At 72.9% G+C, this 14,362-nt stretch carries 11 protein-coding genes; 4 read left to right on the forward strand and 7 right to left on the reverse strand.

The features are described from left to right. Nucleotides 1-42 precede the first annotated feature (42 nt). The gene (gene pip, locus RM572_RS14715) at nucleotides 43-1,002 is read right to left on the reverse strand and encodes a prolyl aminopeptidase (protein WP_311673789.1); all 960 of its coding nucleotides are present in this window, start codon (nucleotides 1,000-1,002) and stop codon (nucleotides 43-45) included. Between the two features lie 313 nt (nucleotides 1,003-1,315). Between pip and RM572_RS14720 the strand changes: the two genes are divergently transcribed. The 3 genes from RM572_RS14720 (at nucleotide 1,316) to RM572_RS14730 (ending at nucleotide 5,526) form a co-directional block, all read left to right on the forward strand. Next, on the forward strand, nucleotides 1,316-2,938 hold the full coding sequence (locus tag RM572_RS14720) for an ABC-F family ATP-binding cassette domain-containing protein (RefSeq protein ID WP_311673790.1): 1,623 nt from the start codon (nucleotides 1,316-1,318) through the stop codon (nucleotides 2,936-2,938). Nucleotides 2,939-2,952: 14 nt separating this feature from the next. Further along, entirely contained in the window at nucleotides 2,953-3,870 is a 918-nt protein-coding gene (locus RM572_RS14725; protein ID WP_311673791.1) for an FAD-dependent oxidoreductase, read from the forward strand. A gap of 147 nt (nucleotides 3,871-4,017) precedes the next feature. Further along, nucleotides 4,018-5,526 carry a M1 family metallopeptidase gene (locus RM572_RS14730; RefSeq protein ID WP_311673792.1) on the forward strand — a complete coding sequence of 503 codons (1,509 nt, stop codon included), beginning with the start codon at nucleotides 4,018-4,020 and terminating at the stop codon, nucleotides 5,524-5,526. A 17-nt stretch (nucleotides 5,527-5,543) separates the two neighbouring features. Here RM572_RS14730 and RM572_RS14735 read toward each other — a convergent pair whose 3' ends face one another. Further along, on the reverse strand, nucleotides 5,544-6,440 hold the full coding sequence (locus RM572_RS14735) for an oxygenase MpaB family protein (RefSeq protein ID WP_311673793.1): 897 nt from the start codon (nucleotides 6,438-6,440) through the stop codon (nucleotides 5,544-5,546). Nucleotides 6,441-6,553: 113 nt separating this feature from the next. Between RM572_RS14735 and RM572_RS14740 the strand changes: the two genes are divergently transcribed. Continuing rightward, nucleotides 6,554-7,384: a MerR family transcriptional regulator gene (locus RM572_RS14740; RefSeq protein ID WP_311673794.1), complete on the forward strand. Its 831-nt coding sequence runs from the start codon at nucleotides 6,554-6,556 to the stop codon at nucleotides 7,382-7,384. A gap of 15 nt (nucleotides 7,385-7,399) precedes the next feature. Here RM572_RS14740 and RM572_RS14745 read toward each other — a convergent pair whose 3' ends face one another. The 5 genes from RM572_RS14745 to RM572_RS14765 all read right to left on the reverse strand — a co-directional run bounded on the left by RM572_RS14745 (nucleotide 7,400) and on the right by RM572_RS14765 (nucleotide 14,264). Beyond that, a complete protein-coding gene (locus RM572_RS14745; protein ID WP_311673795.1) occupies nucleotides 7,400-9,595 on the reverse strand; it encodes a 3-hydroxyacyl-CoA dehydrogenase NAD-binding domain-containing protein in 2,196 nt (731 codons plus the stop codon). 47 nt (nucleotides 9,596-9,642) lie between these two features. After that, on the reverse strand, nucleotides 9,643-10,857 hold the full coding sequence (locus RM572_RS14750; RefSeq protein WP_136181593.1) for an acetyl-CoA C-acetyltransferase: 1,215 nt from the start codon (nucleotides 10,855-10,857) through the stop codon (nucleotides 9,643-9,645). 74 nt (nucleotides 10,858-10,931) lie between these two features. After that, nucleotides 10,932-12,074 carry an acyl-CoA dehydrogenase family protein gene (locus tag RM572_RS14755; RefSeq protein WP_311673796.1) on the reverse strand — a complete coding sequence of 381 codons (1,143 nt, stop codon included), beginning with the start codon at nucleotides 12,072-12,074 and terminating at the stop codon, nucleotides 10,932-10,934. Then, on the reverse strand, nucleotides 12,074-13,243 hold the full coding sequence (locus tag RM572_RS14760; protein ID WP_311673797.1) for a CaiB/BaiF CoA transferase family protein: 1,170 nt from the start codon (nucleotides 13,241-13,243) through the stop codon (nucleotides 12,074-12,076). The genes RM572_RS14755 and RM572_RS14760 overlap by 1 nt, the downstream gene beginning before the upstream one ends. Before the next feature lie 181 nt (nucleotides 13,244-13,424). Further along, entirely contained in the window at nucleotides 13,425-14,264 is an 840-nt protein-coding gene (locus RM572_RS14765; protein WP_311673798.1) for a S1 family peptidase, read from the reverse strand. Nucleotides 14,265-14,362 lie beyond the last annotated feature (98 nt).

A 14,362-nucleotide genomic window follows, 5' to 3' on the forward strand; every position in this document is an offset into this window, starting at 1 on the left:
ACCGGGCGGTGCGGGGCACCGTCCGAGCGGCCGTACGGCTGCTCAGCTCCGGGCGAACCGGTCGAGCGCGGCCAGCAGGGTGTCGCGGGTCGTCCCGCCGCCCAGGTGGCCCGCGTCCTCCACCACGTGCAGTTCCGCGTCCGGCCAGGCGCGGGACAGCTCCCAGGCGGTGGCCAGGGGGCTGCCCAGGTCGAGCCGGCCGTGGATCAGCACGCCGGGGATGCCGGCCAGGCGGTGAGCCTCGCGCAGCAGTTGTCCCTCCTCCAGCCAGGCGCCGTGCGAGAAGTAGTGGGCGCACAGGCGCACCAGGGCGGTGCGGTCCGCGGAGGGCCGGTCGCCGTACGGGCCGGGGGCGCCGTGCGTCTCCCCGGAGACGACGGCGTCCTCCCAGGCGCACCACTCCTGGACCGCCCGGTCCCGTACGGCCGGGTCCGGATGCTCCGTCAGGGCGGCGTAGGCGCCGACGACGTCGCCGTCGGGGGGTGTCCCGGGGGCGCCGGCGAGGAAGCGTTCCCACTCGCGGGGGAAGAAACGGCCCACGCCCCGGTAGAGCCAGTCGATCTCGGAGCGGCGGGTCGTGGTCACGGCGGGAACGACGATCCCGGTGACCCGCTCCGGGTGCCGCTGGGCGTAGGCGAGGATCAGCGTGGAGCCCCACGAGCCGCCCTCCAGCAGCCACCGGTCGATGCCGAGGTGTGTGCGCAGCAGCTCCATGTCGGCGATCAGGTGGTGGATCGTGTGGTGCCGCACGCCGGTCGACGGGTCCCCGGCGTGCGGTGTGCTGCGCCCGCAGCCCCGCTGGTCGAAGAGGACCACCCGGTACCGCTCGGGGTCGAAGTAGCGGCGGTGACGTGGGCGGCAGCCGGATCCGGGCCCGCCGTGCACCACCAGCGCGGGCCTGCCGTCGGGGTTGCCGCACACCTCCCAGTAGACGTGGTCGCCGTCCCCCACGTCGAGCATGCCGTGCTCGTACGGCTCGATCTCCGGATACAGCTCACGCATGTCCGCTCCCTCGTCGCGACGGCCCACCCTGGCACGGCGTGAGGCACGGCGACACCGGATAAATGCCGTTGCACGGCCGGTGCGGGAGCCGTAGCGTTCTCCTCGGCCCTGTTGCCGTCGATAGGAGAGGCCGTTGCTCGTCTGAGGTCGGAGACACCGTGTGCACCGCCGTAGGGCGTGCGTGCCACGAGTGCGACCTCGGAAGCGAGCGGCCCCCTCCGGCCGGTCTCCTTCTCCCGCGCGGCCTGCTCCGCGGGTGCCGGGTGTCTCCCAGCGCTGCCCCCCTTCCAGGACGACGCGACCGGAGAACCGCATGTCCGCACCCACCACATCCATCACCTGCACCCGCCTGTCCTTCGCGTGGCCGGACGGCACGTCCGTGCTGGACGGCTTCGAACTGGCCGTCGGGCCGGGCCGCACCGGGCTGATCGGCGTCAACGGCACCGGGAAGTCGACGCTGCTCAAGCTGGTCGCCGGGGAGCTGGCGCCACAGGAGGGCAGCGTGCGGGTGGCCGGGGAGGTCGGCTACCTGCCCCAGGACCTCACCCTGGACACCGGCCTGCGCGTCGACGCGGCGCTGGGCATCGCCGGGACCCGGGCGGCGCTGCACGCCATCGAGGCGGGCGACCCGAGCGAGGCGCACTTCACCGCGGTCGGCGACGACTGGGACGTGGAGGAGCGCGCCCGGGCGACGCTCGACCAGCTCGGCCTGACCCACATCACCCTGGACCGCACCCTCGGCGAGGTGTCCGGCGGCGAGTCGGTACTGCTGCGGCTCGCGGCGCTGCTGCTGCGGCGCCCCGACGTCCTGCTGCTGGACGAGCCGACCAACAACCTCGACCGGGAGGGCCGGCGGCGGCTGTACGACGCGGTGGCGTCGTGGAGCGGCGTCCTGGTGGTGGTCAGCCACGACCGGGAACTGCTCGAACTGGTCGACCAGATCGCCGACCTGCGGGCCGGCGAGGTGCACTGGTACGGCGGCAACCTGTCGGCGTACGAGGAGGCCGTGGCCACCGAGCAGGAGGCGGCCGAGCGCATGGTGCGCGTCGCCGAGGGCGACCTGCGACGGCAGAAGCGCGAGCTCGCGGAGGCGCAGACCAAGCTGGCCAAGCGCGTCCGCTACGGCGACAAGATGTACGCCACCAAACGCGAGCCGCGTGCGGTGATGAAGCTGCGCAAGCGCTCGGCGCAGGAGTCGGCGGGCAAGCACCGGATCCTGCACGAGCAGCGGTTGGAGGAGGCCAGGGAGAGGCTGGACGAGGCGTCCGCGGCCGTGCGCGACGACGACGAGATCCGGGTCGACCTCCCGTTCACGGCCGTGCCCGCCGGGCGGCAGGTCCTCACCGCGCGCGAGGTCGAGCTGCGGTACGGCGCGCGCGCTCATCTGGACGTGCACGGCCCGGAGCGGATCGCGCTGACCGGACGCAACGGCGCCGGCAAGTCGACGCTGCTGCGCACGATCGCCGGGCTGATCCCGCCGGAGGGCGGCGAGCTGACCACGCATGTGCCGCTGCGCTATCTGCCGCAGCGGCTGGACCTGCTGGACGAGTCGCTGAGCCTGGTGCAGAACGTGGCCCGGCTGGCTCCGGGGGCGACCGACAACCGCATCCGGGCCAAGCTGGCCCGCTTCCTGTTCAAGGGGAAGCGCGCGGAGCAGGTCGTGGGCACGCTGTCCGGGGGCGAGCGCTTCCGGGCGACGCTCGCGGCGGTGATGCTCGCCGAGCCGGCGCCGCAGCTGCTGATGCTGGATGAGCCGACGAACAACCTCGACATGGCGAGCGTCCGGCAGCTCACCGACGCGCTGCGGTCCTACGAGGGGGCGCTGATCGTGGCCGGTCACGACCTGCCGTTCCTGCACGCGATCGAGCCGACCCGGTGGCTGCGGCTGGACGGCGAACTCGCCACCGTCGATCCCGAGGAACCCTGGGAGGGGTGACGTATCGTGCGCGCATGCGAGAAGTGCTGGTCGTCGGAGGCGGTGTCATCGGGCTGACGACGGCGGTCGTCCTGGCCGAAGAGGGCGTGCGCGTCCGGGTCTGGAGCCGCGAGCCTGCCGAGCACACGACGTCCGCGGTGGCGGGCGGGCTGTGCTGGCCGTACCGGATCGAGCCGGCGGAACGGGCGCTGGAGTGGGCGGTGCACAGCTTCCGCACCCTGTCCTGGCTGGCCGAGCGTCCGGCGGAGACCGGCGTCCGGCTCGTGCCGGGCCGCATGGTCATGGCCGACACGCCGGAACGCTGGTCGGCGCTGGTCGGCGAGCGGTGCCGGACGCCGCTTGTCGACATGACGGCCTATCTCCCGTATCTGCGAGGACGTCTGGAGGCGGCAGGCGGGCGGTACGCACAGCGGGACGTCTCCTCGCTGGCCGAGGCCGGCGAGGAGGCGCCGGTGGTGGTCCACTGCACCGGGCTGGGCGCCCGCGAGCTGGCGGGCGACGCCACGATGACCGCGGTGCGCGGTCAGTTGCTCGTCGTGGAGAATCCCGGCGTCCAGGACTGGCACGTGTCGTCGGAACCCGGCGCGCCGGTCTCCACCTACCTCTTTCCGCAACCGTACGGGCTGATTCTCGGCGGTACGGCGGAGGAGGGCGCCGAGGGGACGCTCCCGGACCCGGCGACGGCCGAGGCGATACGCGAGCGCTGCGCCCGCGTCCATCCGGCGGTGGCCGACGCCCCGGTCCTGGACCACCGCGTGGGCCTGCGCCCGTGCCGCGCCGCCGGAGTCCGCCTGGAACGCGAGGAGCTGCCCGGAGGCAGCGTGTGCGTACACCAGTACGGCCACGGCGGGGCGGGCGTGACCGCGTCCTGGGGCTCCGCACGGGAGGCGGCCGACCTGGTGCGCGCGGCCCTCGAGGACCGGCCCGCCTGACGCCCGCGCCGTCCCGGGAGGCTCCGTGCCGCCCGGGCCGGGGCCCGCGGGGTGCTCCCCCGGGAAACCAAGGCGCCATGGACATGACGCGGGTAGCAGCGATAGACACCTCCACGTCTTCGCAATCCCCACCGAGTTGGAGGACTCGTGCGCAGAACCTTCCTCGCCCCGGCCGCGGCCGCGGCCACCCTGATGCTGGCGATCCCGGCGTCGGCGGCCGAGCCCACGCCCGGGGCGCCCGGGGTGGGCGACCCCTACTACCCCGACTACGGCAACGGCGGCTACGACGTCGCGCACTACGACCTGCGGCTGCGCTACCAGCCCCGGAACGACCGCCTGAAGGGCACCGCCACCCTCCTGGTGAAGGCCACCCAGGACCTCTCCCGCTTCAACCTGGACTTCGCCCTGGACGTCCGCGAGGTCCGGGTGAACGGCCGCGTCGCGGACGTCGCCGCGACCGGCGCCCACGAACTGGAGGTGACGCCGGACCGGCCGCTGACGAACGGGCAGCGCGCCACCGTCGTCGTCCGCTACGCCGGCACGCCGTCGGAGGTGGAGGTGAACGGCTTCACCTCCTGGCACCGCACCCCGGACGGCGGCGTGGCGGCCAACGAGCCGGAGGCCGCCTGGTGGTGGTTCCCCAGCAACGACCACCCGACCGACAAGGCCACCTACGACGTCAGCGTCGCCGTCCCGGACGGCACCCAGGCGGTCAGCAACGGCGTGCTCGCCTCGCAGCGCTCCGAGGCCGGCTGGACCCGCTGGAACTGGCGGTCGACCGAGCCCCAGGCCACCTACCTGGCGACGCTGGCGGTGGGAAAGTTCGACCTCACCACCGACACCACCGCCGGCGGACTGCCCGTGCTCAACGCCTACAGCCGCGAACTGGGCCCGCACGAGGGCGCGGCCCGCGCCAGCATCGAGCGCACCGGCGAGGTCACCGAGTGGCTGGAGGGGTACTTCGGCGCCTACCCGTTCCACGCGATCGGCGGCTACGTGCCCGACACCGACACCGGCTACGCCCTGGAGACGCAGACCCGGCCCTTCTACAGCCCGCGCAAGTTCCAGCACGGCTCCAACGTCTCGGTCGTGGTGCACGAGATGGCGCACCAGTGGTACGGCAACAGCGTGTCGCTGGAACGCTGGAGCGACATCTGGCTCAACGAGGGCTTCGCCAGCTACGCGGAGTGGATGTGGTCGGAACACGCCGGTGAGGGCACGGTCGAGGAACTGGCGGCCTACGCCTACGACTCCGTCCCCGCCGACGACGACTTCTGGACGGTGAAGCCCGGCGACCCGGGCCCGGAGAACCAGTTCCACGGCGCGGTCTACAACCGCGGCGCGATGGCCCTCCAGGCGCTGCGCACCGAGATCGGGGACCGCGACTTCTTCGCCGTGCTGAAGGGCTGGCAGCGCAAGCACGCCGGCGGTGACGCGTCGATCGACGAGTTCGTCGCCTACACCGAGCGGAAGTCCGGCGAACAGCTCGACGCGCTGTTCGGCACCTGGCTGTTCCAGCCGTCGAAGCCGGCCGTCGGGCCGAACGGCGGGGCCGGCGGAGCCGACCGCAGCGCCGCGTCCGCGGGAGTGCCGGACCAGCCGGAGTCGTGGAAGAAGATCCAGGCCGCCCACGAGGGAGGCCACGGCCACCGCTGAGGGTGCTCCGCGGGGCGTCAGCCGGGGTACTGGCCCGCACGGTGCTGCGCGCGGGCACGCCGGGCCGCGGGGAAGTACCGCAGCCGTTCCGGCAGAACGGCCGCGGTCACCCGCACGGCCCACCCGAACCGGCGCAGCCGCCGCTCCTGGCGGGGCGTCCAGGGCAGCCCGGCGGCCTGCCGCGCCTCGGGCGGCAGCAGTCCGACGGTGACGAACGCCCGCAGCCGGAGGAACGGCGGCCGCAGCAGCGGCCACAGCACCCGCAGTGCCGCCCGCAGCACCGCCGGACCGCCGGTCGGTGCGGGTACGGCGGCCGTGAGGGAGACCAGTTCGCACAGCACGGGGGTGCTCTCGATCTCGTCGTCCAGCATCCGCCGGTAGTAGGGCCAGAACGCGGCGAGGGTCTGCGGCATGTCGCGGTCCCGGAGGCCCAGCACGCGGCCCACCTGGAGCCATTCGGCGTACAGCCGTCGCTCCTCCTCCTCGGTGAACGGGCGGCCGAGGTAGCCGCGGGCGTGCCGCATCACCGGGAAGCCGGTGGCGTGCACCCAGGCGTACGTCGCGGGGTCGAGGGCCCGGTAGGACCGTCCGTGCGCGTCCGTGCCGCGGACACCGGCGTGCAGGGTGCGCAGCCTGCGCCCCTCCTCCTGCGCCCGGTCGCCGCCGTAGACCCACAGCAGCACGCTGTCCAGCGACCGCCGGGCGCGGCCCCACGGGTCGGTGCGGAAGACGGAGTGATCGTCGACGCCCGCGCCGACGGCGGGGTGGGCGACCTGGAGGGCCATCGCGGGCGGCAGCGTGAGCACGGTGCGCACGTCGCCGGTCAGGTCCCAGAGCAGGCCGCCGGGCGGCGGCGGCCCGGGCTCCGGCGGCGGGCGCCGCACCGGCCGTGCGGCGGCGGTGTCCTTGTGCACGTTCCCATGATGCGCCTGCCCGTCCGGCCTCTCCCGCGGGCTTTTACAGTGATGGTGAGACAGCCATACTGTTGCACCACGGGCGGTCAGCGAGGAACGGAGAGGCGCCGGCGATGGACGAGGACGAGGACGGCCGGGACCGTGCGCGGGCCGCGCGCGGTGCGCCGCCTGAGGCGGACGCGCTGACCGTCGACCAGCTGGCGGCACGTGCCGGGGTCACCGTGCGCACCATCCGTTTCTACAGCACCCGGGGGCTGCTCCCGCCGCCTGCCATCGGCCCTCGCCGGGTGGGCCGGTACGGCCCGGACCACCTGTCCCGGCTGGCGCTCATCGAGGAGCTGCAGGCGCAGGGCATGACCCTCGCCGCGATCGAGCGCTACCTCCAGCGTCTGCCGGACGACATCTCCCCGCACGAGCTGGCCCTACACCGGGCGATGGTCGCCTCCTGGATGCCCGACACCGTCGACGAGGCGACGCGCGGACAGCTGGAGAGCCGTGTCGGCAGGGCCCTGACGGACGACGACCTGCGGCGGCTGGAGGCGCTGAGCGTGCTGGAGCCGACCGGCGACCCGGACCTGTTCCGGGTCGACCCGGGCATGATCCACCTTGGCGTCCGGCTGCTGGACGTGCCCATCTCGCAGCAGGCCATCCTCGCGGCGCGGGACGTGATGCTGGAACACACCCGGTCCGCAGCGCGTGCGCTGAGCACGCTCTTCCGCGACGAGGTGTGGCAGCCCTACCGCGAGCGGGAGGACGACCCGGAGCAGGTCGCCCGGATGAAGTCGCTGTCCGCGCACATGCAGCCGATGGTGGTGCAGGCGCTGGTCACCGCCTTCCAGCGCTCGATGAACGAGGAGCTGCGCGAGGTGTTCCCCGCCGAGGCCGCACCGGAGGGCGCGCCGTCCCGTGCCCCGGCAGGGGACGACGGGGCACGGGACGGCTGAGCCGGCGACCGGGGCCTACGGCGTGTCGGTGAAGGTCTCGCCCTTCTCCGCCTTCGCCGCGAGCAGCGGCGGTACGGCGAACCGCTCGCCGTAGCGGGCCTCCAGCTCGCGGGCGCGGGCCACGAAGCCGGGCAGGCCGCCCGCATAACCGTTGACGTACTGGAGGACGCCGCCGGTCCACGGCGGGAAGCCGATGCCCATGACGGAGCCGATGTTCGCGTCGGCGACGGAGGTGAGCACGCCCTCCTCCACGCAGCGGACGGTGTCCAGCGCCTCCACGAACAGCATGCGCTCCTGGAGTTCGGCCAGGTCCGTCCGCTCCCCCGCCAGGGCGCCGGCCCCGAAGTGCTCGCGCAGTCCGGGCCAGAGGCCGAGGCGCTTTCCGTCCTCGTCGTAGTCGTAGAAGCCGGCGCCGCCACTGCGGCCGGTGCGGCCGAACTCGTCGACCATGCGGTCGATCACCGCGTCCGCCGGGTGGTCCGGCAGGGTCCTGCCCTCCGCCTCGAGCGCCTGCCGGGTCTCGTTGCGGATCTTGCGGGGCAGGGTGAGGGTGAGCTCGTCCATCAGCGAGAGGACCTTGGCGGGGTAGCCGGCCTGGGCGGCGGCCTGTTCGACGGTGGCGGGCTCGACGCCCTCCGCCAGCATGGCCACGCCCTCGGTGATGAAGTGGCCGATGACGCGGGAGGTGAAGAAGCCGCGCGAGTCGTTGACGACGATGGGGGTCTTCCGGATCTGCCGCACCAGGTCGAAGGCGCGGGCGAGCGCGGTGTCGCCGGTGCGGGCGCCGTTGATGATCTCGACCAGCGGCATCTTGTCGACCGGCGAGAAGAAGTGCAGGCCGACGAAGTCCTCCTGCCGCTGCACTCCTTCGGCGAGCGCGGTGATGGGGAGGGTGGAGGTGTTGGAGCACAGCAGGGCGTCGGGGGCGACGACGTCCTCGATCTCCTGGAACACCTTGTGCTTGAGCGCCGGGTCCTCGAACACCGCCTCGATGACGGCGTCGCAGCCGGCGAGGTCCTGCGGGTCGGCGGTCGGGGTGATACGGGCGAGGAGCGCCGCGCGCTCGTCCTCGGTGGTGCGGCCGCGGGACAGCGCCTTGTCCTCCAGCTTCACCGCGTAGCCCTTGCCCTTCTCCGCGGCCTCCCGGGAGACGTCCTTGAGGACGACGTCGATGCCGGCGCGTGCGCAGGTGTAGGCGATGCCGGCGCCCATCATGCCCGCACCCAGCACACCGACCTTGCGCACGGTCCGTTCCTCGACGCCGTCGGGGCGGCTGCGGCCGGAGTTGATGGCCTGGAGGTCGAAGAAGAACGCCTGGATCATGTTCTTGGCGATCTGGCCGGTGACCAGTTCGGTGAAGTACCGGCTCTCGATGACCTGCGCGGTCTCGAAGTCGACCTGTGAGCCCTCGACGGCGGCGGCGAGGATGTTCCGCTGTGCGGGGTAGGGGGCGCCGCTGGTCTGCTTCCTGAGGTTGGCGGGGAAGGCGGGCAGGTTGGCGGCGAACTTCGGGTTCGAGGGGGTGCCGCCGGGGATCCGGTAGCCGGGGGTGTCCCAGGGCTGGGCGGACTCCGGGTGCGCGTCGATGAAGGCGCGGGCGGCGGCCAGCATCTCCTCCTCGGTCTGCACCACCTCGTGCACCAGCCCGACCTTCTTCGCCTTCTCCGGCCGGTGCTGCTGCCCCTGCAGGAGGACGTTCAGCAGCGCGTCGGCGATGCCGAGCAGGCGGACGGTGCGGACCACGCCGCCGCCTCCGGGCAGCAGGCCGAGGGTGGACTCCGGGCACCCGATCTTCGAGCCCCGCGCGTCGAGGGCGACCCGGTGGTGGCAGGCGAGAGCGATCTCCAGACCGCCGCCGAGCGCGGCGCCGTTGAGCGCGGCGACGACGGGCTTGCCGAGGGTCTCGATGCGGCGCAGGTCGCGCTTGATGCCCATGCCGGCGTCGAAGACCCGCTGGGCGTCCTCGGGGCGGGCCCGGATCAGGTCGCGCAGGTCGCCGCCGGCGAAGAAGGTCTTCTTGGCGGAGGTGACGACGATGCCGCGGACGGAGTCCTTCTCGGCCTCCAGACGGTCGGCGGTCGCGGCGAGCGAGGCCTTGAACGCCTCGTTCATGGTGTTGGCGGACTGGTCGGGGTCGTCGAGGACGAGGGTGACGATTCCGGTGTCGTCCTGCTCCCAGCGGATGGTGGAGGACGCGGCGGTTTCTGCCATGGCGGTGTGAGCTCCGTAAGGGTGGGCGAAGGGGGCGGTCCGGCGTTTCAGAGGCGTTCGACGACGGTGGCGCAGCCCATGCCGCCGCCCACGCAGAGCGTGGCGAGGCCGTACCGCTGGTCGCGCCGCTCCAGCTCGTCCACGAGCGTGCCGAGGATCATCGCGCCGGTGGCGCCGAGCGGGTGGCCCATCGCGATGGCGCCGCCGTTGACGTTGACCTTGTCCAGGGAGAGGCCCATGTCGCGGACGAAGCGGAGCACGACCGCGGCGAACGCCTCGTTGATCTCGACCAGGTCGATGTCGTCGATGCTCAGACCCGCCTTCGCGAGGGCCTTCTTCGACGCGGGTGCGGGCCCGGTCAGCATGATCGTCGGGTCCGCGCCGGAGACGGCGGCGGAGACGATGCGCGCCCTGGGCCGCATGCCGTACCGCGTGCCGACCTCGGCGTTGCCGATGGCGACCAGCGACGAACCGTCCACGATGCCGGAGGAGTTGCCGGCGTGATGGACGTGGTCGATCCTCTCGACCCAGTGGTATTTCTGGAGGGCGACGGCGTCGAAGCCGCCGAGGTCGCCGATGTCGGCGAAGGAGGGCTTGAGCCCGGCGAGGGTGTCGGCGGTGGTGCCGGGACGGATGTGCTCGTCGCGGTCCAGCACGACCAGGCCGCTGCGGTCCTTCACCGGGATGACGGACTTCTCGAAGCGGCCCTCCTTCCACGCGTCCACCGCCCGCTCCTGGGAGAGCGCGGCGAACTCGTCCACGTCGCGGCGGCTGAAGCCCTCGATGGTGGCGATGAGGTCGGCGCCGATGCCCTGCGGGACGAAGCCCGTCTCGAAGCTGGTCATGGGGTCCATGGCCCAGGCGCCGCCGTCGGTGCCGAGCGGCACGCGGGACATGGACTCCACCCCGCCGGCCAGGACGAGGTCCTCCCAGCCGGAACGGACCTTGGCCGCCGCGAGGTTGACGGCTTCCAGACCGGAGGCACAGAAGCGGTTCTCCTGCACCCCGGCCACGGTGTCGGGCAGCCCGGCGGCGATGGCGGCGATCTTCGCGATGTCGGAGCCCTGGTCGCCGATGGGCCCGACCACGCCGAGCACCACGTCATCGATGGCGGCCGGGTCCAGGCCGGGGTTGCGGCGGCGCATCTCGTGCATCAGCCCGACGACCAGGTCGATGGGCTTGGTGCCGTGCAGGGCGCCGTTCGCCTTGCCGCGCCCGCGCGGGGTGCGGATGGCGTCGTAGACGTACGCTTCGGTGCTCAAGGTCAGCAGCCTTTCGTGCGTGCTCGGGAAGGGGGGTCCGGGATCCGGTCGGGTGGGTCGGGGTCGCCGGATCGTCAGGAGAGCAGGGAGCGGCCGATGATCTCCTTCATGATCTCGGTGGTGCCGCCGTAGATGGTCTGGACGCGCGCGTCGGTGTACGCCCGGGCGACGGGCTGTTCGTTCATGTAGCCGTAGCCGCCGTGGAGCTGGAGGCAGCGGTCGGTGACGCGCACCTGGAGTTCGGTGGCCCAGTACTTGGCCATGGAGGCGTGTGCCGCGTCCAGGGTGCCGGCGGCGTGGTCGGCGATGCACCGGTCGACGAAGGCCCGGGTGACGGCGCACTCGGTGGCCATCTCGGCGATCTGGAACCGGACGTGCTGGAGCTTCGCCAGCGGACGGCCGAACGCCTGGCGCTCCTTCACGTAGGCCGTGGTGAGGTCCAGCACGTGTTCGGCGGCCGCCGCGGCGGAGACCGCGATCGTCAGCCGCTCCTGCGCCAGGTTGGTCATCAGGTGGACGAAGGCGCCGTGGAGCTCGCCCAGCAGGTTCTCCTTGGGCACGCGGACGTCGTCGAAGAACAGCTCCGCGGTGTCCTGGGACTTCTGGCCGACCTTGTCGAGGTTGCGGCCGCGGGCGAAGCCCGGCGCGCCGCGTTCGACGACGAGCAGGCTCAGGCCCTTGGCGCCGCCCTCCGGAGTGGTCCTGGCGACCACGACGACGAGGTCGGCGAGGATGCCGTTGGAGATGAAGGTCTTGGCGCCGTTGAGCAGCCAGTGGTCGCCGCGGTCCTCGGCGGTGGTGCGGATGCCCTGGAGGTCGGAACCGGCGCCGGGTTCGGTCATGGCGACGGCGGTGATCCTCTCACCGGTGCAGAAACCGGGAAGCCAGCGCCGCTTCTGCTCGTCGGTTGCCAGCGAGGTCAGGTAGGGGCCGATGACGTCGTTGTGCAGGCCGATCGCGAGGCCGGGTGCCCCCGCGCGGGCGAACTCCTCGGCGAGCACGGCGGCGTAGCGGAAGTCGGGCTCCCCGCCGCCGCCGTACTCCTCGGGGACGGCGAGGCCGAGCAGGCCCTGCCGCCCTGCGGCGAGCCAGGCCTCGCGGGAGACGATGCCGTCCCGCTCCCACTGCGCGTAGTGCGGCTCGACCTCCTTGGCGAGGAAGGTGCGCACGGTCTGCCGGAACGCCTCGTGGTCCGGGGTGAAGATCTGTCGCTGCATCAGGCGGTGGCTTCCTTCCACGGGGTGGCGTGTGCCGGCAGGTCCCAGTCGCGGGCCACTTCGGCGGCGTGCGCACCGGGCCGGGCGGGCGGGGTGCGCACGGCTCCGGGCGTGGCGGAGAACCGGGGTGCCGGGGCGGGCTGGACGCGGCCGTCGTGCTCGACGAAGGTGCCGCGGGCGGCGAGGTGCGGGTGCCGGGGGGCCTCGGTGAGGGAGAGGACGGGCGCCACGCAGGCGTCCGAACCGGCGAAGACTTCGCTCCACTCGTCGCGGGTGCGGGTGCGGAAGCGGGCGGCGATCCGCTCGCGCAGCTCCGCCCACCGGGTGGGGTCCTCGCGCGGCGGCAGCTCGTCGGGGCTGAGGCCCAGGCGGTCCAGGAACTCGGCGTAGAAGGCGGGTTCCAGGGCTCCGACGGCCATGTGCCCGCCGTCCGCGGTGGCGTAGGTGCCGTAGAACGGTGCACCGCCGTCGAGCAGGTTGGCGCCGCGGGCGTCCTGCCAGCTGCCGGCGCCCAGCATGCCGTGGATCATGGTCGTGAGGTGGCTGGTGCCGTCGACGATGGCGGCGTCGACGACCTGGCCGGCACCGCCGGGGGTGCGGGCGTGCTGGAGGGCGGCGAGCAGGCCGATCACCAGGTAGAGCGAGCCGCCGGCGTAGTCGCCGAGCAGGTTGGCCGGGGCGTACGGCGGTCCGCCGGCCGGTCCGGCGAGGCCGAGGGCGCCGGTGACGGCGATGTAGCCGAGGTCGTGTCCGGCGCGCGGGGCGAGCGGCCCGTCCTGTCCCCAGCCGGTCATCCGGCCGTAGACCAGGCGGGGGTTGCGGGCGAGGCACTCGTCGGGACCGACGCCGAGGCGCTCGGCCACGCCGGGCCGGTTGCCCTCGACGAGCAGGTCGGCGCGTTCGGCCAGGTCCAGCACGGCGGCGACGCCTGCGGGGGTCTTGAGGTCGAGGACGACGGACCGCTTGTTGCGGTTGGTCAGGTCGGCGGCCGGGTCGATGCCGAGCACGGGCCCGCCCGGCCGGTCGACGCGGACCACGTCGGCCCCGAGGTCGGCGAGCAGCATGGCGGCGAACGGGCCGGGGCCGATTCCGGCCAGTTCCACCACCCGGATGCCCGCCAGCGGACCGCCTCCGCGGGTGTGACGGGCCGTGCCGTGCTCCGCAGTCATCGAACCCCCAGCCGGTTCAGGGCGGCGGCACGCCCGTCGACCATCTGTATGACACCAATGATGTAACACCGATGATGCTAAGCAGCCGCTTGCCCTCGCACAAGCCCCGCCGGACACACGAGGGCGGGCCGCCCCGAGGGACGGCCCGCCGTGTGGTGCGGAGGCGCTGGTGTACTGCCCGTCAGATGATGCTGACGCCGTAGGCGCTGAGCGCCTCGGTGACCGGCTGGTAGAAGGTGGTGCCGCCGGAGGAGCAGTTGCCGCTGCCGCCGGAGGTCAGACCGAGCGCGGTGCTGCCGGAGAACAGGGCGCCGCCGCTGTCGCCGGGCTCGGCGCAGACGTTGGTCTGGATCATGCCGTACACGATGCCGTCGGCGCCGTAGTTGACGGTCGCGTTGAGGCCGGTGACGGAGCCGCCGTGCAGGCCGGTGGTGGAGCCGCTGCGCTGGACGGACTGGCCGACCGAGGCGTTGCCGGCGCCGGTGATCTCCTGGTAGCTGCCGTTGTACAGGTAGACGCGGCCGTCCGCGGCACCCGGGTTGGAGTGCTGGATGAGGCCGTAGTCGTTGCCCGGGAAGCTGGTGCCGGCGCGGGTGCCGATGGACCACGAGCTGCCGATGTTGGTGCAGTGGCCCGCGGTGAGCGCGTACTTGGTGCCGCTGCCGTTCTGCACGTTGAAGCCGAGCGAGCAGCGGGCGCCGCCGGTGGTGATGGCCTCGCCGCCGGCGATCAGCTTGGTGAACTCGCCCTTGGTGCGGTTGATCTCGAGTGCGGAGTCCGTCCTGACGGTCTGCTTGATCTTCGCGATCTCCGCCTTGCTCACGGTGCTGTCGACGGTGACGACGACCTTGCCGGACTTCGCGTCGGTGTACCAGGCGGTACCCGCGATGTCCGACTTCAGCACGGCGCTGTCGACCGCCTTGAGCTGGGCCGCCGTGGCCTTGGGGCCGTCGTTCTCGACCGCTGCCGCGGTGGGGGTGACGAGCGCGCCGACCGCCAGGAGTCCGGTGGCCACTGCCATGGTGCGCGCACGCCCTGCGAATCTGATCCTCACGGAAATCCTCCGGTGATGTGGGGGAACGGCCGGTGGGGACGGCCGTTGCCCAGCGCTTACATTGA

The organism is Streptomyces hazeniae, from assembly GCF_031845485.1.
Classification (GTDB): Bacteria; Actinomycetota; Actinomycetes; order Streptomycetales; family Streptomycetaceae; genus Streptomyces; species Streptomyces hazeniae.

Excerpts from the sequence above, each read along its gene's own strand:
- RM572_RS14740 (WP_311673794.1), top strand. The coding sequence starts at position 6,554 with ATGGACGAGGACGAGGACGGCCGGGACCGTGCGCGGGCCGCGCGCGGT.
- RM572_RS14760 (WP_311673797.1), bottom strand. The coding sequence starts at position 13,243 with ATGACTGCGGAGCACGGCACGGCCCGTCACACCCGCGGAGGCGGTCCG.
- RM572_RS14745 (WP_311673795.1), bottom strand. The coding sequence starts at position 9,595 with ATGGCAGAAACCGCCGCGTCCTCCACCATCCGCTGGGAGCAGGACGAC.
- RM572_RS14765 (WP_311673798.1), bottom strand. The coding sequence starts at position 14,264 with ATGGCAGTGGCCACCGGACTCCTGGCGGTCGGCGCGCTCGTCACCCCC.
- pip (WP_311673789.1), bottom strand. The coding sequence starts at position 1,002 with ATGCGTGAGCTGTATCCGGAGATCGAGCCGTACGAGCACGGCATGCTC.
- RM572_RS14720 (WP_311673790.1), top strand. The coding sequence starts at position 1,316 with ATGTCCGCACCCACCACATCCATCACCTGCACCCGCCTGTCCTTCGCG.
- RM572_RS14755 (WP_311673796.1), bottom strand. The coding sequence starts at position 12,074 with ATGCAGCGACAGATCTTCACCCCGGACCACGAGGCGTTCCGGCAGACC.
- RM572_RS14725 (WP_311673791.1), top strand. The coding sequence starts at position 2,953 with ATGCGAGAAGTGCTGGTCGTCGGAGGCGGTGTCATCGGGCTGACGACG.